We start from the raw sequence: 22033 nt of genomic DNA, 5'->3' as shown, positions 1-22033 counted from the left end.
AAAATACCCTTACGAGGAATCAGATGCGAAAGATAGGAATTATCGGGCTTGGCCATGTCGGATCAACGGTAGCATACACACTGATCACAAAAGGGATCGCCGACGAGCTGGTTTTAATTGATCAGAATGATGCGTTATGCACTGCTGAGTATTATGACTACTCAGATTCGCTTGGGCGGCTTGATACGTACACAAAAATTATCAAGCAGGACTACAGAGCACTTTCTGCTGCAGACGTTGTTGTCACGGCTTTCGGCGACATCAAACTGCTGGCGGACGGAGGCGACCGATTTCTAGAATATACATACAACTGCAGTCAGGCTGCGGCAGTCGGAAAAGCTTTAAAGGCGGTTGGCTTTCATGGAATCCTCATCAACATCTCCAACCCTTGTGACGTTATCACAGGACTGCTTCAGCGCTACACAGGTCTTTCTCGAGAAAGAGTCTTCGGCACCGGAACGTTTCTTGATACTGCCCGTATGCAGCGAGCGATCAGTCATCGAATTAATGAAAATCCTCATAATATTTCCGGCTATGTCCTTGGCGAACACGGTGAATCTCAGTTTGCTGCATGGTCCACCATCGCTGTGCGCGGCATCCCTATGTTCGAACTTGCCGAAGAACAAGATCTGGATCTTGACGCTTTGGATAAAGCGGCAAGAGAAGGGGGTTGGCTGGTTTTCAACGGTAAGAAGTACACGAGCTATGCAATTGCGACCTGTGCGGTTAAATTAGTACAGGCGGTTCTTTCGGATGCCAAACTCGCCTGCCCCGCTTCTGTCTATCTCGAACAATACGGGTGCCACGTCGGGTATCCAGCCGTTATCGGGAAAAACGGAGTCGAGAAAATTAATGAAATTCCTTTAACTCCTAAAGAGCAGGCTCTACTGAATGACTCTGCCAAGATGATTGCTCAGAAGACTCATGACGGATATTTAGGTTAAAGAAACGTTCTGACTATTAGTGTCCTTTTCAATATCTTAGTGTGAACAGGTTCACACTAAGATACTGCTTTGAAGTTATATGGACGTAAATGTCAGCGGAGGCGAGCACAACTAAAGAATTTCAAAAACATTCAAGGTGTTTTTAGAAAGAAGCCCCCTCCGCCGCATATACGATAAGGAATCCCACGATAGCTATTAAAGTTATTTCTAGTTCAGCGAAGAAAACACCGAAACACAAATGTGATCTCCAAAATCACTTTTTCACTATCGCGTGAACTTGTTCACACTGCTTTTTTAAGGAACTAAATCGCAATCGCACCATGCCGCGGAAGATTCGAATTTTTTTACTTTATTAGACCTTTAAATACATCGCGAACCGCTGATTCAATAACCGCACGATCGACTCTGTAAGTACCCTGGACTACTCCGTCTCTCCCACCTCCGCGACCGTTCAGTTTCTTGTTTAACTCTCTGGAAATCTCAGAAAACTTCTCGCTTTCGTAAGCCAACACATAATTAAAAACGTTCTCTCCGACTTCCGAAAGTACGGCGCACGGAATCCCGACAAGCCGCTCTTTCAGAATGGAGGCGAATTTCTTCAGTTCAAAAGGTGATAGATAATCACACAATCTTGAGGCTTCTCAATACGATCCGCAACGGATTTCAGCCACAGCTGAGTGCGCTCTGCAAGAAGCTGCTCCTGAGTCTTCCCGTCATTCAGAACTTTCTCAACTGCTGCGGAAATCTCATGCGGTTTAGCTGATAACAGTACAGAAACTTTTGAGATTTCATTCAGACGCCATGCATAGTCTCTAAGAGCCCTTTTGCCTGCGGCAAACCGAACTCGAGTCCCTCCGCGGTACTTACCAGACTCTAAAATTTTAAATATGCCAATTTCACCTGATCTTCTGACATGTGTTCCGCAGCACGCGCAGCAGTCAAATCCGGGAACAGAAACAATGCGTACCAAACCGCTAAGCTCTTTTTTACTGCGGTAATCCATTGAGGCAAGTTCTTGCTGCGAAGGAAACGTCACACAGAGTTCAATGTCCGCGGCAATAGCATCATTAACCTCTTGCTCGATTTTATCGAGCTCTTCTTTCGGAACCTCTCCGCTAAAGTCAACGGTGATGTCCTCCGGATCCATATGAAATCCGACATTCTCAAATCCGAATTTTTGATGAACCAGACCGGAAAAAATGTGCTCGCAGGTATGATTCTGCATATTGTCAAAACGCCGTTCCCAATCAATCCTGCCTGTCGCCAAATTCCCGACTGCCAACGGCTGGTCCGTGTAGTGAATAATGCTTTCGTTAATTCTCTTAACGAAATTAACTTTCACACCTCCTAATTCTCCAAGATCAGTCGGCTGACCGCCCCCTTCCGGATAAAATGCGGTATCCGTAAGAATGACTTCAAAACCTTTCTTCCCCTCAGTACAGGAGACCACTTCCGCCGTAAATTCACGAGCGTAAGGGTCCCGGTAAAAGAGTTCCTGCATAGTGTCTGACACGTCTTCTCCCGATAGTTTTATTCCAAAAAATTATAGCCAGCCGGCACTCCTTCGCACCGAACTGGCTATACAGAATCAAAATGTCTAGAAAATGTATTTCAAGCCGGCTTTAAACTGAAAATCCGTCTTCATACGGCTTCCGTGTTCGCGGTTAACCTGCCCGAATACCTTAAACGACTTGTTAACTACAGCTTCTCCGCCAAGACCGTAATAAACACGGGTTCCAATGGAACGATCCTCAAAGGAGAACTCATTCATATCCATCTTGGTTTTGCCGAGGAACTCATGATCCACACCGGCTCTGACATAAACCTGACCGGCGCTCTTGCCTTCCTTTCCGCTGAACTTCTGCCCTGCCACAACACCTAAACGACCGTTAAGACTGTTGTTGCTGCGTAATTTCACGCTCATCCCGTTGCTCATGGCAAAACGCTTCCCATCCATGAAGTAATAAGAAAGCTGAGCTTGAGGCTCAACAAACCATTCGTGTGTCTCCGATGAGGTCGGGAAAATAAATCTGTGACCGACCTCCTGCGAAAGACCAATCCCGATATTGCTGTAATTCGCATGCGACGAAAGCTCGTCACGCATCTCCGCATGTATGCGAGTCGAATAATGGTTAAATGTCAGGACTGTATCAGCGTATGTTCCTGCAGTGTTATACCAGGTACTGTATAGCTTGATACCGGCAGAATTCGAATCGGTCTTGCTGCCGAATCCGTCCGAAAGCTTAATGTCCCCGTCCGTAAATACAACGGAGCCGCCAACAATCCAGTTCGGCGTCACTTTACTGTCAAGACCTAAAGAATAAGTACTGAACCTCACTCTGCTGCTGATGCTGGGATATGAATTCAGCCGGCTTCTGTCGTATCTGTACAGCACATAGGGACCGGCATCCGCTCCGTCGCGGACTTCGCCCATTCTCGCTCTCATGTCATCGAGCGAACCCAGATATTGAATCACCTGAGCTCCGGAATTTACTCCCGCTAGTACCATTTTAGCGCTCGCGGACAAGCCGATAGGTTTCACCTCTTCAGACGGAACAATAGGCGGATTGCTCGGATCAAACGGCAGCGGCTTTAAGTCCGGCTTTGGAATCAGCGCGGGATTATTAGACGTTGAACCGGATTCCCCCGGCACGCCTGGCGTCGGAAGATTCGGGCTGTCCGGCATTGCGGGCAAATCCGGCTCCGGACGCTCAGAAACCTGAGAAGTGATGACCCAGTCTCGTGTACTCTTGTCTCCATATTGTTTAAGGCCAAACTTATATTCATAAGGTCCGATATCAACAACCCCTTTATTGGCCAGGCTTAAGGTAGCATTGTCCTGCCCTGATGGCGACGAGTCGGCCGCCACAATGTGATACATGTAGCCAGTATCCTGAATCGATTTACCGCTGGAGGCAAGCAGTACCTGATGGTTCCCTTCACTGCTTTCTGTAATATGAATACTGCCTCTTGAGCCGCTCACCAGCCGGAAAATGCCTTGATCACCAGTTAGTCGCTTTGTTGTAATCGTCATCTGCTCGTTCATTGGACCAAGATCAACAAAACTTCCCGACTGAAGTGAAAGCTGGCTGATTGTGCTGCTCCGCGGAGAATACCAATAGGCGCCTTTCTCTAAATTGATAACGGTCGATCCTTTGTCATTCGTATTAAATGAGGCGGAAAGCCCGGCCCCCTCTCCTAAGTTGACATTCAGCTTGGAGTTTGAACCGACGCTTGCCGTTTCTTTCACAAACATTGAACCGTCGCCTATAACATTGAATGTTCCGGTTGCGCCGATATTGCCAAGAAACAAATTATTAATACCGATCTGCTTAGATATAATAACAGCGTCCCCACTCGTCAATAGCGACAGCTTCTTCGCAAAAATAACCGAGCTCGAGGCATTAACCCTTAGCTTGCTCTGAGTTTCAACGGTGACGTTTTTGCTGAAATATACGTCTTGGGTTTCTATCCCTTCTGAATTATCCATGCCAATGAACAGATTACTTGGATGGTTACTTCCAAAAAGGAGCATTCCTAAACTAACGGTTCTTTCCAAAAGAACCGTCGGAGCATCAATCTCCATATCTGCCAGCATGAGGTTCACCGTCTCATCTCCCAACACCTCGCCATTGGTGGGGGTGACTAAATATACGCCCTTAGTCGCTGACAAATCAACCAGACTGTAAGGGTTCTGGATCACCGAGCCATAGATATAAATCTCTGAGGCGTTCAAATTGACTTTGGCACTTTCCCCGGAAAAAATCGAGGTTCCGTCAAAATGAACATAATTGCCTTTGTCTGCCGCTGTCATCAAAATGATTCGATTGCCGGCGGTTACATTAACCTCCGTACCCGAATCCGCAGAAATCCCATAACCGAAGCCGCCCACAGAAGTCGCATTAGGCATCACAATCAAATCATTGCCGGCGTCAACCGTGACTCCCTGATTGCTTGCCGTTAGTCCGGGAAACAGAGGTTGATAGTCCGGACCTCTAAGATTGACAAAGTAGCCTGCATTAATAGAGTTCACAACAACATCATTAGAAGCTGTCACACTCCAGGCAACAGGAGTCTGAATTCCGGTCAAATAGTAGTTCCCCGTATCATGGGCCTGATTGGATGCATCAATAATCTTCTCATACAGCCCCGGAAATTTATCCTTCCAAACTTGCAGCAAGTCCGTAGAACTTAGCCGAGATTGGACTGCATACATCGAGTCAAATTGACCGCCAAAAGCAGAGGTAGCGGCTCCAATCGTCAACAAAAGGATGAGCGGAACCTTTCGAATTCTCATTTGAATCCTCCTAATATATAAGTTCACTTTGATTCTCATACCTTTTTCTTTTGCAGACAACGGGTTACAAAAGTCATCCCCTGACATAATTAAAATTTTTAACCCTCGGAATATTTTTTTAAAGACACTAAAAATATCATGCCATCTCTTTAATGCCCTAATTAAATACCAAATTACCCCAAGCACAAGTCAAGATTAAAATATAAGAACATAGAGGGGTTGTCGAAATTTGGATAGTCTCATTTAGAGGAATTAACAGCGCTGAATCCTTCTTTTAAGTGATCCGGACCTTCTTGTCAGTGCGTAATTCAGGTCGGCACAAAGAAGTCCTCTGCGTGTTTTTCATATAATTCAAGGAAAAATACTCGGTAGGATCATATGACTAAGGCGCAAAGACATTTCTGGGTTGGAAGTGCGGTAATCCTTCTTATCGCCGTACTCATCATCATGCTGTGTACGGTCTTTACTCCTAACTTTTTCCGACCGAAAACCACTGTCGAAACGTACTTCAAGGAATCCATTAACGGTCTTTCCGTCGGTTCGGCTGTCTCTTTTCAGGGTGTAAAGATCGGAGAGGTCGACGAGATCCTCCTCTCAAGTTCTGCTTACCCTCAGAACCACATCAACCTTTTTTCTGATAAAAATTCTGTCGCGGTGGTCCGAATGACCGTCTACCTGGATAAAAACAAGTTAGCAGAACAGCTCCCAAAAATGATCGAGGACGGCTTACGCATCCAGACACAGCTCTCCGGAATCACCGGGACTCTCTTTCTTTCTGCCGGATATCAGGACCCGAGACTTTATCCGCCCGAAGTAACAGAATTCCCATGGAAGCCTGCTCACTTATATATACCGTCAGCTATCAGTCTTACAAACGAAATTCTTGATAACCTCGAACAGTTTTTCTCAACCCTGCAGTCAGTCAAAAAGGACATGAATATTGGCACCAGCAGAAACGGCTTAGCTGATCTGCGCCTCTCCTTGGTACGGCTCAATGAAATTGTCGAAGGCGTAAGCCCGGAAAGCATCAAAACGCTGCTTAATTCAGCAGAAGACTGGATAAAAACAAGTTCCGAAACCCTTGACGAAGTCGACGTAAAAAAAATCAATTCGCTTCTTACTCATCTGTCCTCGGCGGCAAAAGAAATCAGTGAAGCAACCGGAAACCGGCAAAGTCAGTCTCTTGTCAAACAGCTCTCTGATACAACTGCTGACTTTAATCGTATGGTCGCGCAAAACAATTACGACATTCGAGCTCTGATTGTCTCCCTCGTTTCAATCACTCAGAATCTTTCTCAGGTAACTCAGCAATGGGCTTCAATACCAGTATCTTCTTCACAGGAGGAAAATCCTTTTACTGAAAGTCCATAAAAATACAACAACAGATCAGCGAACTCTAAACTTATAAACTTACTTCATGCCATAAATGTTTTTTATTTAGCATATTAAAATAATAAAGACACATTATTATATATTTTTACCCTATAGTATTCTCAAAATAGGCGATTACATCGTCGTTATCCATTAATATTTTTTATAATTCGGAAAATATTATTTAAATTTCGATTGAAATATTAATATTGCCGTTAATAAATATTTACCAAACCTAATAATCCGTTATTAAATAAGCTCATTTAGACTGATTTATTTTGTAAAAAAATCTAAGTATAAATTAATTATAACGAATATAGACGGATTAATACGTTCCTCCGATCTGCTTAGATTACATAATGTTACCAATTGATTTATTATTCAAATTCAATTGATTACACTGTTATATCTACAATTAATTCAATCTTAATTGGTTTTACTTCAAACATTAATACTTACAAACGATTGTTTTTCTTTGCACAATAGCTTAGATTATCGATCGGATTGATTGAAGTCAATGTATGTATATGGCCCACCCCATTAGTTAAGCCATTAATCGTCGCTACAGGAAATCTTATGCAAACATCTCGACGAAATTTTATGAAGGCGGCTGTCGGCCTCGCCGGCTCCGCCTCCGCATTTAATGTCATGTCCGCCGACCGCTTCCTCCCAGGGGCTGTTGGCAAGTGGAAACTGCATGACACCAAAGAGTATTTAAATATTTGCTGCTACTGCTCTGGCGGTTGCGGCACAATCTGCTCAGTAAGAAACGGTCAGTTGATCAATATCGAAGGTGATCCTGACAACCCCTGCAATATCGGAGGCCTTTGCCCCAAAGGCGCAGCTCTGACCGGCTTAAGAGACATTGTCACTAAAGATAGACGTCTCATCTCACATCCGCATCGTTTGACTCAGCCGCTGGTTCGCCGCCCTGGTAAAACAGAATGGGAACCGATCTCTTGGTCCCAAGCAATCGATGAATTAGCTAGAAAGATCAAAAAAACGCGTGATGAAAGTTACACTTCTACGGAAGACGGAGTCATTGTTAACCGTTGTGAAGGTATCGCAAGCTATGGAGCCGCCCAGCTCAACACAGAAGAAGCTTGGCTTGTTCAAAAATTTGCCCGCTCACTCGGTATTGTTCAGATCGATAATCAAACACGTGTCTGCCACTCTTCGACTGTTTCCGGACTCGCTCCTTCATTTGGTCGTGGCTCTATGACTAGTCATTGGTGCGATTTCCAGAACGCAGACGTTGTTTTGACAATCGGCTCCAATAATGTAGAAAATCACCCGCTGTCTTCGCGCTGGGTACATCGTGCGGTTGACCGCGGTGCAAAATGGATTGTAGTTGACCCCCGCTTTACTCGTACTGCATCACAGGCCGATATCTACGCCCCGATCAGACCAGGTACAGATATCGCCTTCTTCGGCGGCTTTATTCGCTACATCCTTGCCAACAAGCTTTATCAGAAAGAATATGTTGAAAACTATACCAACGCTACATATCTGATCAGCCCGGAGTACGGCTTCAGCGTCGCTGACGGCCTCTTCACAGGCTGGGATGAAAAAGATCAGCAATACAAGAACAACTCTTGGATGTACCAGACTGAAGAAGTTGTTCCGTGGTCAACAGAACCGGGTCAGCCGGGCGCTTGGGTGAATGACCCTGGTGTACCACAATTCAATCCGCCTGCACTTAAAGTCCCGAAGAAAGACCCGAGTCTTAAAGATCCGCACTGCGTGCTGAATCTGCTCGCCAAACACTACAACCGCTACACATTAGACAAGGTCAGCGAAGTCACCGGTATTGATAAGAAACTGCTTGAGGTCGTTTACAAGACCTACGCCGCTTCCGGCGCTCCTGAAAAGAGTGGCACAATCCTTTATGCGCTCGGCCAGACACAGCATACCTACGGAAGCCAGAACTGCCGCGCAATGTGTATCATCCAGTTACTTCTTGGCAACGTCGGTGTTGCTGGCGGCGGTATCAATGCGCTCCGCGGTGAGCCGAATGTTCAAGGCTCCACAGACGTCGGCGCCACAATGGACTTCGCCCCTGGCTATCTGGCATGGCCGATCCAGCAAAATCATCCGACACTTGGCGCTTACCTCTCTAAGGAAACTTACAGCGCCGGCTACTACATGAACAAACCAAAGTTCATGGTATCCATGCTGAAAGAATGGTACGGTGACAATGCGACTGCGGAAAACAACTACTGCTACGATCTGCTCCCGAAGCGCTCTCTCAAACACAATGACTCCACGATCCCGACTTTCCACTACATGCAGGATAAGCAGATCAAGGGTTATCTGGTTTGGGGTATGAACCCGGCCCATTCTGAACCGAACACTAAGTATTGCCGCGAAGTGATGTCCAACCTCGATTGGATGCTCGTAGCTGATTGGTTCGAAACAGAAACCGCCAGCTTCTGGAAAGCCCCCGGTATGGATCCGACAAAGATCAATACCACCGTCTACATGCTGCCTGCAGCCTTGATCTACGAAAAAGAAGGCTCCATTGCCAACTCCGGCAGATGGATTCAGTGGAGACAGAAAGCGGTTGAGCCGCTCGGACAGGCTAAGAGCGACTTTGAAATCATGACTCGCCTCTTCAACCGTATCCAGCAGCTGTACCGCACTGAAGGTGGTGTCAATCCGGATCAGGTGACCAAGGTTAACTGGTACTACCGTAATCCTCAGGGCCAGCTTGATGTCAAGGCTGTTGCGCACGCAATGAACGGTTATGACGCTAAGACAGGCAAGCTTCTTAAGAGCTACGCAAACCTCAAGGCTGACGGCTCTACCGCTTGCGGTCTCTGGATCTACGGCGGCTACTACAACAATGAAGCCACCAAGTGGGATCCGATGACTCAGCCGACTGCTCGCCGCTCGCTCTACGATCCTTCCGGTCTTGGTCTGTACTCAGACTTCTCGTTTGCTTGGCCTGCCAACAGACGTATTCTGTACAACCGAGCTTCAGCAGACGTCCAGGGAAAACCCTGGAATCCGAAGAAGATGCTGGTTGAATGGAACGGCAGCCGCTGGATCAACAACGACGTCGGTGACTTCGTTGAAACCACGGTTAAAGACGGAAAGGTTGTTCCGGTTCCTCCGAATAATCAGGCCTTCTTCATGACCTGGGAACAGGAAGCTCGTCTCTTCAGCTATCCGATGAAGGACGGTCCTCTGCCTGAACACTATGAACCGTATGAGTCCCCCACTAAGAACATCATGAACGGCCGTCAGGACAGCCCGATGGTACAGTTCGCTCAGTGGAAGGAATCTGTTAAGAGAGGCAGCAGCAAGGAATATCCCATCGTTGCGACTTCTTACTCGGTCACAGAACACTGGCAGTCCGGTACTCAGACCCGTAACATTCCTTGGCTTGTTGAAATCATGCCGAGACCTTTCGTGGAAATCTCCGAAGAGCTTGCCAAAGAAAAAGGCATTAAGAACGGTGATGTGATCCGTGTTTGGAATAACCGCGGCTCTATTGAAGCCTTCGCCATGGTGACAGTGCGCTATCAGCCTCTGAACATCAACGGTCAGAAGACACACACAATCGGTCTGATCCACCACTGGAGCTGGGCTTCGGCTTATGCGACAGGCGATACGATGAACGACCTCTCGCCAAACGTCGGCGATCCGAACTCTTACATCCCTGAGTTCAAAGCGTTCCTGGTGAATGTTGAAAAGGCCAAGTAAGGAGGAATAGCAGATGTCAATCTATACCAATCAAGAAATGGCGATGCTCTACGACGCCTCCAAATGCACTGCATGTAAGGGCTGTCAGGTCGCCTGCAAACAATGGAATGTCCTGTATACCGATCTCGGTATGAACGCCTTCCCGTTCTCCGGAAGCTATCAGAATCCGGTGGACCTTAACGGCAGCAACCGACTCGTCATGACATTCTCGGAAAAGAAAACCGACACCCTTGAGCGTCCCATCGAATGGGCATTCGGCCGCAGATCCTGCTTCCATTGCTCCAACGCAGGCTGCGTCTCTGTCTGCCCGACCGGCGCGCTCAGCTATCAGGACAACGGTGTCGTTTCTGTTCAGGAAGAAAAATGTATCGGTTGCCACTATTGCGAAATGGCTTGCCCGTTCGATGTGCCTAAATACTACGGTCCGGATCAGAAGATCGATAAATGCACAATGTGCTGGGATCGACTCGAAAACGGCATGCTTCCCGCCTGTGTGAAGACCTGCCAGCCCGGCGCACTTCATTTCGGACCTCGCGAAGAAATGATTGCACTCGGCAAAAAACGCGTGGAATTTCTTAAGGCCAGAGGCTACGATAAAGCTGAGCTTTACGGTGAAAACGAATGCGGCGGCCTGCATATTCTGCAGGTCTGCAAATACGGCGCCGAAGCTCAGGGCCTCAAGAAGGGCGTCGAACCGTCCGCACTGGTATCTCTGAGCAAGCTTGCCCAGCCTGCTGCCGGCCTTGCTGCCGCTGCAACTGTCGCCGGCTTGGCTGTTTCCTTCGTCGCGGCTCTCGGCTATCGCCGTAAGAACCGGACAGTTGAAGAAGCTAAAGTCCATTGGACAGAAGCTCAGCGTAAAGAAGGCGCAAAATTGGTTAAGGAGCGTTTGAAAGAAGATGCTGAGCAGGATAAAGCTGACAACGCCGGAAAATGAGGTTGAACTATGATCACTAAATATATTAAGCGCCACTCTATTCTGGCTCGTATCACTCACGGAACCGCGGCTATCTGCTGCATCTTGCTGGCAATTACCGGTTTATTCGTGTTCATTAACAGCTGGAACAACGCAGTTGGAAGCGAATTCTCCATCGCGATGCGCTGGGCTCACCGCATCATTGCGATCCCGTTCATCGTAATCCCGCTTCTGGCGGTTCTGATCTCTCCGAAAGGCTTTGTTCACCTCTTTAAGAATAATATCTTCGGAAAATGGGACAAGGATGACTGGACATTTGCGAAACTGTTCATGCCTTATCTCTTTGCGCCCGGCAAAATCCATATGCCGCCTCAGCGTGAAGTGAAGTCCATGCAGCGTGTTGCTGACGGTGTGCTGCTGTTCGCCGGTGTATTCGCCGCACTCTCCGGCATCGTCCTATGGCTAAACACAGGTCTTCTGCCTAACGGAGAGTGGACTGTTCGCTTTGCTCCTGCAACGCTGCTTGTCGCCAAACTGATCCATGATATTTCGTTCCTCATAATTATCGTGTTCGGTCTTGGTCACATCTATCTCGGCGGCGGTATCTTCGAACCGTACAGGGGTACAGCGAACCTCATGTTTGGTAACGGTCGCGTTAATGAAGCCGATGCTGTATATCATTGGGGATATTGGGCAGATGAAGAAATTGCCTCCGGTAAGAATGTTATCGAGGTCAAAGACGGTCAGAAACGCAAAGGAGACACTGCATCTGTCGGTTATGAATCCTAACTTCTTTATCAGGTTGCTAGCCTAATTAAAAAGCCCGCGCAGTGCGCGGGCTTTTTTCGTACCTACATAAGATTAGAACTCATGTGTCATACCGATTGTCGCATTCCATCCGCGAAGCTGGTCTGCTGCTTTAAGTGCTTTCCCGGCACTGCCGATACCTGCCTGAGTGTACATGAGGGTACGTTTGCTGAAGTGATAGAAGTACGCTGCACCCACACTCCATGTATTGAATTTCTTTTCCTGCCCGACGTCTAATTCACCCTTGTTTTTCCCAAAAGCGAACTGACTCTGCAGCATAATTTCACCGCCTAAAGCTTCTGTGGAAGCAGACACAGCAAAAGCGTGATAGTTGTTGCGTTTGCCTTGGTCATAATTTGCAAGGCCGTAGTCTTCAGAGCCAACTCCGTCCTGGAGCGGAGCATGCATTGCATATTCATATGCACCGTAGAGCTTAAAGGCTCCAAAATCGTAAGAAGCGCCTAAGTTAATCAGCTGAGTAGCTTTGCCTTTGTTTGCTTCCCCGTCATAATCCAGAACTTCATAGATTGCGTCAACACTCAGAGGTCCTTTGTTATAGGTCAGACCTAAACCATAGTAGTGCGCGTTGTGAGACCACTTATTGGTATCACCTTTTCTTCCATTGGAGTACATCAAATGCCCCTGCAGGCCGCTGAATTCCGGAGTCTGATAAACCACAGAATTGTCATAGCGGTCTGTCAGATAGAAGGCGCTGTACATGTTGCCGACGGTATAAAAAGAAGTCGTATAGGGTGTGCCTCCTAAGATACTGTAGGAGCCGCTGTCAGACGAAAGCCCACCAAAACGACCCATTGCAAATGTACCCCAAGAACCGTTCAAACCGAGAGCTGCTTCACGATTGAAGGCTTTGCCCTCAGAAGCTTCCTTGCCGGAGCTCAGCTCAAAACCCTGTTCGAGTTTGAAAAATACGTTATTACCGCCGCCGAGCTCTTCTTCACCCTTGATGCCCCAACGGTTGCCAAGCCAGTTGCCGTTGGACATATTCACCAAAGTAGAACCGCCGTGCTGTTTGCTGACTGTAACGCCGGCGTCAATAACACCGTACAGGGTAACGTTGGATGCAGCAAGAGCGCTTCCGCTGACTGCCGCAAGCAAGCCTGCGGCGATAAGAGATAGTTTCATTTTCTTTTCCTTCAGATAGATCAAGAACAAATAAATGACAAATATGTACTCAATCAAATCTTACCGAATAGAAGAAGAGAATTTGACAATTCGAACAAGAGAATTCTTCATCTGTCAATACCGGAAAAATCAATTGAAATGCCTACAGCCGCAAAGCATCCAAACGAATTTAGCGTTTCTCAAAAAAAACGAAAAAAATAAATTTCACGTTCTTAAGGTATTTGAGTTTCGAAATTTAGTTTTAGTAAATATTTAAATATTCTTCCTGACTACTAAGTGTAATTACTGACAAAAATCATCTCATACTTTCTGTTTTCGTTACTTTTTGTTTCCTATACTTTCCCCGTGGATTCATTTTTAGAAAAGGAGAAACCATGTCATCTCAAACCCTAACTGCAACCTCTGCATCTGAGCAGCAGGCTCAGATGGAGGAGAAAGTAGGCATCGGCGCATACATTTCGTTGTTTTTCGCTATTTGCTTCTTCTCCGGTGTTTTTTACAAAATGCCCGAAGCCTATAAATGGCTTGGCGCGTTCGACTTCACTACTTTGATTGGTAAGTTCGGCTCCGTCACAGGAGGCGGCACATTCGTCGGTAAAGCCGGCGTCAGCGCTCGCGCTGGCTTCCTCTTCGCTCTTTCTCTCGTCCCGGGCGTGATGCTTGCGCTTGGTCTTCTTGAAGTTCTCTCTCATTACGGCGCTCTGCGTGCTGCTCAGAAGCTGATGACTCCGCTTCTGAAGCCGATCCTTGGTGTCCCCGGTATCACCGGTCTGGCTTTGATCACCGACCTCCAGAGTACCGATGCGGGTGCTGCGCTTACAAAAGGTCTTGTCGATTCCGGCTCGATCACTAAGAAAAACCTGGTAGTCATCGCCGCTTGGCAGTATGCCGGCGCTGGCTTGGTCAATAACTACTTCTCCATCGCATCCGCTCTGTTTGCCTCTTTCCTGGTGCCGGTGTGGATCCCGCTGGCCGTCATGTTCTGCCTCAAATTTGTCGGCGGCGCTTTAATCCGCTTCGTTCTCAGCACCGTTTATAAGGAGGATTTCAAAAATGAGTAATACATCCAACACAACTGTTACAACAAAAAATCCGTTTGATATCTTCATTATCGGTCTTCGCAAGGGCTTTAATGTCGCCATCAACAACCTGATGCCGAACGTCCTTATGGCTTTCGTCCTGGCTTACATCCTTGAACTGTTTGGCGTAATGGCTTTTCTCGGTAAAGTCTGCGGCCCTGTAATGGCAATTTTTGACCTCCCGGGTCAAGCAATTACCGTTCTGTGTGCCACATGGCTTTCCTGCGGTGCTGGTGTAGGTGTTGCTGCCAGCCTTATCGCGAGCGGTACTCTGAATGGACATGATATTACGATCATGGCCCCCGCCCTCCTTCTTATGGCTTCACAGATTCAGTATATGGGCCGCCTGCTTGGTGTTGCCGATGTGCCCAAAAAATACTGGCCCGTTCTTATGGTCAACAGCGTCCTGATGGCTTGCCTTGGCATGCTGATCATGCGCTTCCTTGTCTAGTTTCAATTTAAATAGACTTTTCTAGCAAATTTTTGGCCGAAGCTTTTTGCTTCGGCCTTTTTTTCTTCACACAGCCCCTGGTACAGCGAATTGATCCGCCTTTGTTGTTTGAGAACAACAGCCAAATTATCAATGCATTTTGGTTTTCGCACTGTGAAACATTTTTTCTACAACGCAGTATTTCATTATTTAATTATCAGTATTATCCCTAGTTTATTGCAAATATTATTTGTTTTTTTAAATTATTTTAGAAATTAATGTCATTATTAACGCGTAGTCAAGATAAAACAATCAACAGGAGATTCAAAATGTTTGTAATGATTACAGAAACCGGTGAAGTTCGTCAGCTTAGTTTTATCGACTGGCAGGACCGTTTGGAATATGCAGAATCACTGATCTCTCACAGTGCTGATGCAAGCAACTTTATTTTTGATGCTGAAACAGAAACCTTCTCAACTGACGCCGCAACCTTCAGACGCTGGCAAGGTTTCTGCGAACAATATAAAGATATTGACAGCGCATCCTCAGCCATCGGCTTACCCTCTTCTCTCCGCAGTAGTTACGATGCTTTGATGCACCTGTAATAGACATTGCTGCACCTAAGAACAGACAGATTCAAAAATCTGTCTGTTCTTTTTCTTACATATAAAACCGGATCTAACGAATACTTTCTTCCGTTCATTAATTAGAATGGAATGTCATTTTGTTTAGAAAAACAATAAATATTCAGTTATTCAATGGGTTAGGTTTATGGGAATTAAAATTGATTACAGCCAGGATGAATTAATCAATGACGTCTCGTTTAAGCGTTTGAGAGAAAGCTACATGCGTGACGAGGAGAAAAGTCCTCAGGAGCGCTTCGCCTATGTTTCTGAAGCATTTGGCAGCAACCCTGCACACGCTCAGCGCTTATATGACTACGCCTCTAAGCATTGGCTTTCCTTCTCGACTCCTATCCTTTCTTTCGGACGCAGCAAGAAAGGACTTCCCATCAGCTGCTTCGAAGTGTATATGCAGGACACCGCCGAAGGACTTGTTAATACGCTTTCAGAAGTCAACTGGCTCTCCATGCTTGGCGGCGGAGTCGGTATTCATGTGGATATTCGTTCCGCTGATGACAAATCCGTCGGTGTCATGCCTCACCTGAAAATTTATGACGCCGCCTGTCTCGCGTATCGTCAGGGACGAACTCGCCGCGGCTCCTATGCTGCATTTTTAGACATTGATCATCCGGATATCGTTCAGTTTCTTGAAATGAGAAAACCGACCGGCGACCAGAATTTAAGAACCCTTAATCTGCACCATGGTGTTAATGTCAGCGATAAGTTCATGCGATTAATTGAGAAGAGCATGACAGACGCGAATGCTGATGATTCCTGGGAGCTTCGAGACCCCAACAGCAATCGTGTTGTGGAAGTTGTCTCCGCCCGAGACCTTTGGCAGCGGCTTCTTGAAATGCGTATGCAGACCGGTGAGCCCTACATCGTTTTTATTGATGCGGCAAATCGAGCTCTTCCTCATTGGTTAAGCGACAAGGGACTGCAAATTCACGGCTCCAATCTCTGCACAGAAATCTTTTTGCCGACGAACGAAAAACGTACAGCCGTCTGCTGCCTCTCGTCTCTGAATTTGGAGCATTTCGACGCCTGGAAAAACGACGAACAGTTCATTCCGGATGTTATGGAAATGCTCGACAATGTGCTTCAGTATTTCATTGATAATGCGCCTGATTCAGTAGAAAGAGCCAGATACTCGGCTATCCGCGAACGCTCCATTGGAATCGGAGCACTCGGTTTCCACGCTTATCTGCAGTCTAAGCTCATTCCGCTCGAATCTGTTATCGCCAAATCGGTTAACTACCGCATCTTCTCGCACATTAAAGAACAATGCGCGCGCGGAGATGAAATCCTTTGTGAAAAACGCGGCCCTTGTCCTGACGCAAAGGATGCGGGCGTCTTTAGAAGATTCTCTCATTGGAATGCTATTGCACCGAATGCTTCGTCAAGTTTAATCATGCGTGCAACTTCGCCTTCCATTGAACCGATACGAGCGAACCTTTATCGTCAGGACACGCTTTCCGGAGCCCATATTATTCGCAACAGACTGCTTGTCCCTGTTCTTCAGCAGTATGGCTTAGACACAGAAGAAGTATGGTCCAGCATCACAGCAAATGACGGCTCAGTCCAGCACTTAACTGCCCTTCCTCAGGAGATTCGCGACGTCTTTAAAACCGCTCAGGAAATTGATCAGAGATGGCTTATCGACTTAGCCGCCGATCGTCAGGAATTTATCGATCAGGGGCAGTCGCTCAATCTCTTTTTCCCGGCCGATGTCTCTATTGCCTATCTCCATGCCTGCCACTTCCTTGCATGGAAGTCCGGACTCAAAAGTCTCTATTACTGCCGTAGCGATAAATTAAGAAAAGCCGATAAGCTCGGAGAAAAAATTGAACGCAAGCGTATTGAAGATCAAATCAATATGCGTGAAGTCTTAGACAACTCAACTTGTCTTGCATGTGAAGGATAAAAGTAATGAAATCCAGTTTGGTAAAAAGCAGAAACTATTACAAACCGTTCTCATATCCCTGGGCCTATGACGCCTTTATGGAAAGCGAGCAGATGCATTGGCTCTGGACTGAAGTCCCCATGATTGAAGACATAAAGGATTGGAAGATGGTTCTTACCGACGGGGAACGTGACTTTCTCACGAAGGTATTTCGCTTCTTCACACAAGGCGACATCGACGTTAGCTCTGCCTATGTGAACACCTACCTTCCCTTTTTTCCGACTCCTGAAATTAGGATGATGCTTTCCAGCTTTGCTGCGCGCGAAGCTGTTCACATTGCCGCCTACTCTCATCTGATTGAAACAATCGGGATGCCGGAGACCGTTTATAACGAATTCCTTCAGTATGAAGCGATGGCTGAAAAACATGATTTCTTCCATGGCCTCGCGGACAACAAAGAAGAGAATATTGCTGTAAAAATGGCGGCTTTCTCTGCCTTTACCGAAGGTATGCAGCTTTTCTCCAGCTTTGTCATGCTGCTGAACTTTACGCGCAACGGGACAATGAAAGGAATGGGACAAATTATCGCCTGGTCCATCAATGACGAAACCCTGCATACCGAAAGCATGATTCGACTCTTCAGAGAATATATCGTCGAGAATCCCTCTCTTTGGACAGACAGTTTAAAAGGCAGGATTTACGACATTGCTGAGAAGATGGTCGAACTTGAGGACGCTTTCATTGATTTGGCATTCGGCGTAAATGACATGAGCAAACAGAATTTATCTGCGCAAGAGGTTAAAAATTACATACGCTGGATTTGTGATCGTCGGCTTACCGCGATGGGCATGAAAGCGATTTTCGATGTTTCAGACAATCCTCTTCCATGGGTTGACTCCATGTTGGGTGTTACACATACGAACTTCTTCGAAAACCGTGTCGTCGATTATGCAAAGGGAGCCTTAACTGGATCCTGGGGAGACGTGTGGGGCGCCGCCGGAGCTTAAGGCTTTCGCACGACCGGCTTCCAACAGATCAAAACAATTGTGAACATGTTCACACAACTGCGGTATTTGATTCTCTGCTCTAGCTGTGAACATGTTCACATTTTCTTTTAATAGAGTTTTTACTCAGTTCTGAACTCCATTGTGAACATGTTCACGCTGTGTTCGTTTATCTAAACGATACAAACCGACAGCTGAAAGCAAACCGATAACTAAGGCAGCAATCGCAGCGAAATAAACAAGGCGAAAGTCATCTCCGATTGTCAGCTGCTTCATAACCATAGGTCCAATAAACCCTGCGGCAGCAAAACCGCAAAACATGATGCTGTAGTTGACGCTGTTATGAAGTGATCCGAAATTGCGCGCAGTATAGGCCGGATAAACAGCCATGAAGGAACCGTAAGCTAAAGCCGCAGTTGTCGCTCCAATAAAGAAAAACACATTATCTCCTTTGGAGCCGACAATAAATAACAGCATTCCTAAAATCGCAACTACGCAGGCCAATGTCAGAGTTTTAAGATAACCGAATTTGTCGGCAACATAACCAATAACAAGCCTACTGGAAGTATTGACTAAAGCAATATATGAAACTGCCGTCGCAGCTGCCGCAGCGGTAAATCCAAACTGTTTAGATGCAATTAAAGAAGCGTGTGAAATCAGTGTGATTCCGGAAAACGCGCCTGAAAAGAGGAAAACAAACATTAGCCAGAAACGCGGCGTAACGACCATTTTCCTGTAGTTCATCTCTGAGATGCTATTGCGCTCCTCCTTCCGAATTTCTTGTTTACTGAACTTCCCTTTCAGTAAAAATAGACTGCACACGCCGCCGAAAACGATTAAACCTCCGGTAGCAAAACCTAAATATTTGAATGCCAGCTCCACTCCTGAAGACTCAATCATTCGGTATGCAATATGTGGAAGTATGACGGAACAAAAACCATAAGCTGCAGTAACTGCCCCGGCTGCAAACGCCCGTCTTTCAGGAAAAAGCTTAACGCTGGTATTAATTAATGAGCCATAAACAACGCCCATACCGATGCCGAAAAAGACTCCATAAGACAAAACAAGGGAAGTTATGGATGCTGAAACTCCCGCAGCATACAAAGATGCTCCGACAACTAAGCCTCCTCCGATTAACAGCCAAGCCGGTCCGACTCTGTCGTTTACAAAACCGCTCAAGATCATAGGGATAGGCCCCATAAGATTGCAGACAGCAAATGTAATGGCTAAATCAACCGCTGTTAAATCTGCCCCCGTAAGTGCTGACAACTGAACAGCCTTCGGACCGGCAAATACGCTCCAGGTAAATAACGATCCGGAGAAAAGATTAATTAGGCAGGCAATTGCCAGAAAAAACCAACGGGAATTGTGTACAGCCATATAACTATGTAAAAAAGGCACCAATTTAAAGTCTCTACGAATATTACAGTGAATTATCCATCCCGTTAACAAAAAAGCCCAAAAGCGTTGACGTTTAACGAAAGGTTACCAACCTTCGATTGGACAATTTCGAAAAACTATGTAGAATTCATCACTCATTGAGCAGCGCGCGACGCTGTTCGAGATGCAGAAACAAATTTTTACATTGAATTTTCCTGTTTCAGTTGACAAGAATTTTCAGTTCTGTAAAATAGCAATTTTGCGCTTGAGAAATCAAGCAAGTTCTTTAAAAATTTATCGACGACCGATAAGAGCGGGCGCTGAAGATTTAAGCGGGTTTAGAGGACTGAATTCGCGAAGAAATTTTTAGCTCGCACTTATTGGAAGAAGGAGTAGAAATACTCCGTCAAACACCAAGAGAGTGATTCGAGCGACAACAGAGATTAAACAAAAGAGTTTGATCCTGGCTCAGATTGAACGCTGGCGGAACGCTTTACACATGCAAGTCGAACGGTAACAGCGAGAAAAGCTTGCTTTTTTCGGCTGACGAGTGGCGAACGGGTGAGTAATACATCGGAACGTGTCCGCTCGTGGGGGACAACCATCCGAAAGGATGGCTAATACCGCATGAGTTCTACGGAAGAAAGAGGGGGACCTGCTTGCAGGCCTCTCGCGAGCGGAGCGGCCGATGACTGATTAGCCGGTTGGTGAGGTAACGGCTCACCAAAGCAACGATCAGTAGCTGGTCTGAGAGGACGACCAGCCACACTGGGACTGAGACACGGCCCAGACTCCTACGGGAGGCAGCAGTGGGGAATTTTGGACAATGGGCGCAAGCCTGATCCAGCTATTCCGCGTGTGGGATGACGGCCCTCGGGTTGTAAACCACTTTAGTAGAGAACGAAAAGGAGCTATCGAATAAATAGCTCTGCTGACGGTACTCTAAGAATAAGCACCGGCTAACTACGTGCCAGCAGCCGCGGTAATACGTAGGGTGCGAGCGTTAATCGGAATTACTGGGCGTAAAGGGTGTGCAGGCGGCTGAGTAAGACAGATGTGAAATCCCCGGGCTTAACCTGGGAACCGCATATGTGACTGCTTGGCTAGAGTGCGTCAGAGGGAGGTGGAATTCCACGTGTAGCAGTGAAATGCGTAGATATGTGGAAGAACACCGATGGCGAAGGCAGCCTCCTGGGACGCAACTGACGCTCATACACGAAAGCGTGGGGAGCAAACAGGATTAGATACCCTGGTAGTCCACGCCCTAAACGATGTCAACTAGTTGTTGGGGATTAAAATTCTCAGTAACGCAGCCAACGCGTGAAGTTGACCGCCTGGGAAGTACGGTCGCAAGACTAAAACTCAAAGGAATTGACGGGGACCCGCACAAGCGGTGGATGATGTGGATTAATTCGATGCAACGCGAAAAACCTTACCTACCCTTGACATGTCAGAGAAGCTTTTGTAATGAGAGTGTGCCCGCAAGGGCGTCTGAACACAGGTGCTGCATGGCTGTCGTCAGCTCGTGTCGTGAGATGTTGGGTTAAGTCCCGCAACGAGCGCAACCCTTGTCACTAGTTGCTACGAAAGGGCACTCTAGTGAGACTGCCGGTGACAAACCGGAGGAAGGTGGGGATGACGTCAAGTCCTCATGGCCCTTATGGGTAGGGCTTCACACGTCATACAATGGTCGGAACAGAGGGCAGCCAACCCGTGAGGGGGAGCAAATCCCAGAAAACCGATCGTAGTCCGGATTGCAGTCTGCAACTCGACTGCATGAAGTCGGAATCGCTAGTAATCGCGGATCAGCATGCCGCGGTGAATACGTTCCCGGGTCTTGTACACACCGCCCGTCAAACAATGGGAGTGGTGTTTACCAGAAGTCGTTAGCCTAACCGCAAGGAGGGCGGCGACCACGGTGAGCACCGTGACTAATGTTAAGTCGTAACAAGGTAGCCGTACCGGAAGGTGCGGCTGGATCACCTCCTTTCAAGAGAAAGCGAATGAAAGCTTTTAGAAGACGCGTGAATTCATTCAGCGCTCACTCTTATCGGCAGTCGATAAATGAAAAGACGATGGGTCTTTAGCTCAGCTGGTTAGAGCACCGTCTTGATAAGGCGGGGGTCGATGGTTCAAGTCCATCAAGACCCACCATAGTTCTGAGACGGGGGTATAGCTCAGCTGGGAGAGCACCTGCTTTGCAAGCAGGGGGTCAACGGTTCGATCCCGTTTACCTCCACCAACAAGAGACAAGATGAAAACGCGTTTGACGCGCTTTGATATTGTCTTTTGACAATACGTTCTTTAACAATTCGGAAAGATTGAAAAATCTAACGTTAAGACTGATTTGATGAGAGTCAGTCAAGACGGGTAGTGATTGGAAATCAAGCAAAGTTAAAACTTTGAGATTTCTCAAGCATGAGACATT

15 protein-coding genes, 2 tRNA genes and 1 rRNA gene are annotated in these 22033 nt (G+C 46.9%); 13 read left to right on the top strand and 5 right to left on the bottom strand.

The window, feature by feature from the left end; all coding sequences use genetic code 11:
- Positions 1 to 23: 23 nt before the first annotated feature.
- Positions 24 to 944 carry an L-lactate dehydrogenase gene (locus tag AC6I1F_RS12140; protein WP_160335239.1) on the top strand — a complete coding sequence of 307 codons (921 nt, stop codon included), beginning with the start codon at positions 24 to 26 and terminating at the stop codon, positions 942 to 944.
- A gap of 344 nt (positions 945 to 1288) precedes the next feature.
- Here AC6I1F_RS12140 and AC6I1F_RS12135 read toward each other — a convergent pair whose 3' ends face one another.
- The 3 genes from AC6I1F_RS12135 to AC6I1F_RS12125 form a co-directional block, all read right to left on the bottom strand.
- A complete protein-coding gene (locus AC6I1F_RS12135) occupies positions 1289 to 1573 on the bottom strand; it encodes a hypothetical protein (RefSeq protein ID WP_497801798.1) in 285 nt (94 codons plus the stop codon).
- On the bottom strand, positions 1543 to 2457 hold the full coding sequence (locus tag AC6I1F_RS12130; RefSeq protein WP_289162953.1) for an alanyl-tRNA editing protein: 915 nt from the start codon (positions 2455 to 2457) through the stop codon (positions 1543 to 1545). Before AC6I1F_RS12130 ends, AC6I1F_RS12135 begins: the two co-directional genes overlap by 31 nt.
- A gap of 84 nt (positions 2458 to 2541) precedes the next feature.
- On the bottom strand, positions 2542 to 5241 hold the full coding sequence (locus AC6I1F_RS12125) for an autotransporter outer membrane beta-barrel domain-containing protein (RefSeq protein WP_251452751.1): 2700 nt from the start codon (positions 5239 to 5241) through the stop codon (positions 2542 to 2544).
- Between the two features lie 378 nt (positions 5242 to 5619).
- Here AC6I1F_RS12125 and AC6I1F_RS12120 point away from each other — a divergent pair, with 378 nt between their 5' ends.
- The 4 genes from AC6I1F_RS12120 to AC6I1F_RS12105 all read left to right on the top strand — a co-directional run bounded on the left by AC6I1F_RS12120 (position 5620) and on the right by AC6I1F_RS12105 (position 12025).
- Positions 5620 to 6612, top strand: a complete 993-nt coding sequence (locus AC6I1F_RS12120; protein ID WP_160335237.1) for an MlaD family protein — start codon at positions 5620 to 5622, stop codon at positions 6610 to 6612.
- A gap of 576 nt (positions 6613 to 7188) precedes the next feature.
- Positions 7189 to 10320 carry a molybdopterin-dependent oxidoreductase gene (locus tag AC6I1F_RS12115; protein ID WP_160335236.1) on the top strand — a complete coding sequence of 1044 codons (3132 nt, stop codon included), beginning with the start codon at positions 7189 to 7191 and terminating at the stop codon, positions 10318 to 10320.
- A 13-nt stretch (positions 10321 to 10333) separates the two neighbouring features.
- On the top strand, positions 10334 to 11257 hold the full coding sequence (locus AC6I1F_RS12110; RefSeq protein WP_160335235.1) for a 4Fe-4S dicluster domain-containing protein: 924 nt from the start codon (positions 10334 to 10336) through the stop codon (positions 11255 to 11257).
- A gap of 9 nt (positions 11258 to 11266) precedes the next feature.
- The gene (locus AC6I1F_RS12105; RefSeq protein WP_160335234.1) at positions 11267 to 12025 is read left to right on the top strand and encodes a cytochrome b/b6 domain-containing protein; all 759 of its coding nucleotides are present in this window, start codon (positions 11267 to 11269) and stop codon (positions 12023 to 12025) included.
- Between the two features lie 72 nt (positions 12026 to 12097).
- Here the strand turns inward: AC6I1F_RS12105 and AC6I1F_RS12100 are convergent, their stop codons facing one another.
- A complete protein-coding gene (locus tag AC6I1F_RS12100) occupies positions 12098 to 13186 on the bottom strand; it encodes a porin (RefSeq protein WP_160335233.1) in 1089 nt (362 codons plus the stop codon).
- A gap of 374 nt (positions 13187 to 13560) precedes the next feature.
- On the opposite strand from AC6I1F_RS12100, the gene AC6I1F_RS12095 reads away from it, so the two are divergent.
- The 5 genes from AC6I1F_RS12095 to AC6I1F_RS12075 all read left to right on the top strand — a co-directional run bounded on the left by AC6I1F_RS12095 (position 13561) and on the right by AC6I1F_RS12075 (position 18228).
- Positions 13561 to 14247 carry a nucleoside recognition domain-containing protein gene (locus AC6I1F_RS12095; protein WP_160335232.1) on the top strand — a complete coding sequence of 229 codons (687 nt, stop codon included), beginning with the start codon at positions 13561 to 13563 and terminating at the stop codon, positions 14245 to 14247.
- Positions 14240 to 14716, top strand: a complete 477-nt coding sequence (locus AC6I1F_RS12090; RefSeq protein WP_160335231.1) for a YjiG family protein — start codon at positions 14240 to 14242, stop codon at positions 14714 to 14716. The genes AC6I1F_RS12095 and AC6I1F_RS12090 overlap by 8 nt, the downstream gene beginning before the upstream one ends.
- 308 nt (positions 14717 to 15024) lie before the next feature.
- Positions 15025 to 15300 carry a hypothetical protein gene (locus AC6I1F_RS12085; RefSeq protein ID WP_251452758.1) on the top strand — a complete coding sequence of 92 codons (276 nt, stop codon included), beginning with the start codon at positions 15025 to 15027 and terminating at the stop codon, positions 15298 to 15300.
- 166 nt (positions 15301 to 15466) lie between these two features.
- Positions 15467 to 17242: a ribonucleoside-diphosphate reductase subunit alpha gene (locus AC6I1F_RS12080; RefSeq protein ID WP_160335229.1), complete on the top strand. Its 1776-nt coding sequence runs from the start codon at positions 15467 to 15469 to the stop codon at positions 17240 to 17242.
- A 5-nt stretch (positions 17243 to 17247) separates the two neighbouring features.
- The gene (locus AC6I1F_RS12075) at positions 17248 to 18228 is read left to right on the top strand and encodes a ribonucleotide-diphosphate reductase subunit beta (RefSeq protein ID WP_160335228.1); all 981 of its coding nucleotides are present in this window, start codon (positions 17248 to 17250) and stop codon (positions 18226 to 18228) included.
- A gap of 123 nt (positions 18229 to 18351) precedes the next feature.
- Here AC6I1F_RS12075 and AC6I1F_RS12070 read toward each other — a convergent pair whose 3' ends face one another.
- Positions 18352 to 19626: an MFS transporter gene (locus AC6I1F_RS12070; protein WP_251569661.1), complete on the bottom strand. Its 1275-nt coding sequence runs from the start codon at positions 19624 to 19626 to the stop codon at positions 18352 to 18354.
- 424 nt (positions 19627 to 20050) lie between these two features.
- On the opposite strand from AC6I1F_RS12070, the gene AC6I1F_RS12065 reads away from it, so the two are divergent.
- The 3 genes from AC6I1F_RS12065 (at position 20051) to AC6I1F_RS12055 (ending at position 21847) form a co-directional block, all read left to right on the top strand.
- A 16S ribosomal RNA gene (locus AC6I1F_RS12065) occupies positions 20051 to 21595 on the top strand.
- An 87-nt stretch (positions 21596 to 21682) separates the two neighbouring features.
- Positions 21683 to 21759 (top strand) — tRNA-Ile (locus AC6I1F_RS12060).
- 12 nt (positions 21760 to 21771) lie between these two features.
- A tRNA-Ala gene (locus tag AC6I1F_RS12055) sits at positions 21772 to 21847 on the top strand.
- Positions 21848 to 22033: the final 186 nt, after the last annotated feature.

It is taken from the genome of Parasutterella sp. St.1A3, assembly GCF_059728705.1.
This window is presented reverse-complemented; position numbering and strand designations above follow the sequence as displayed.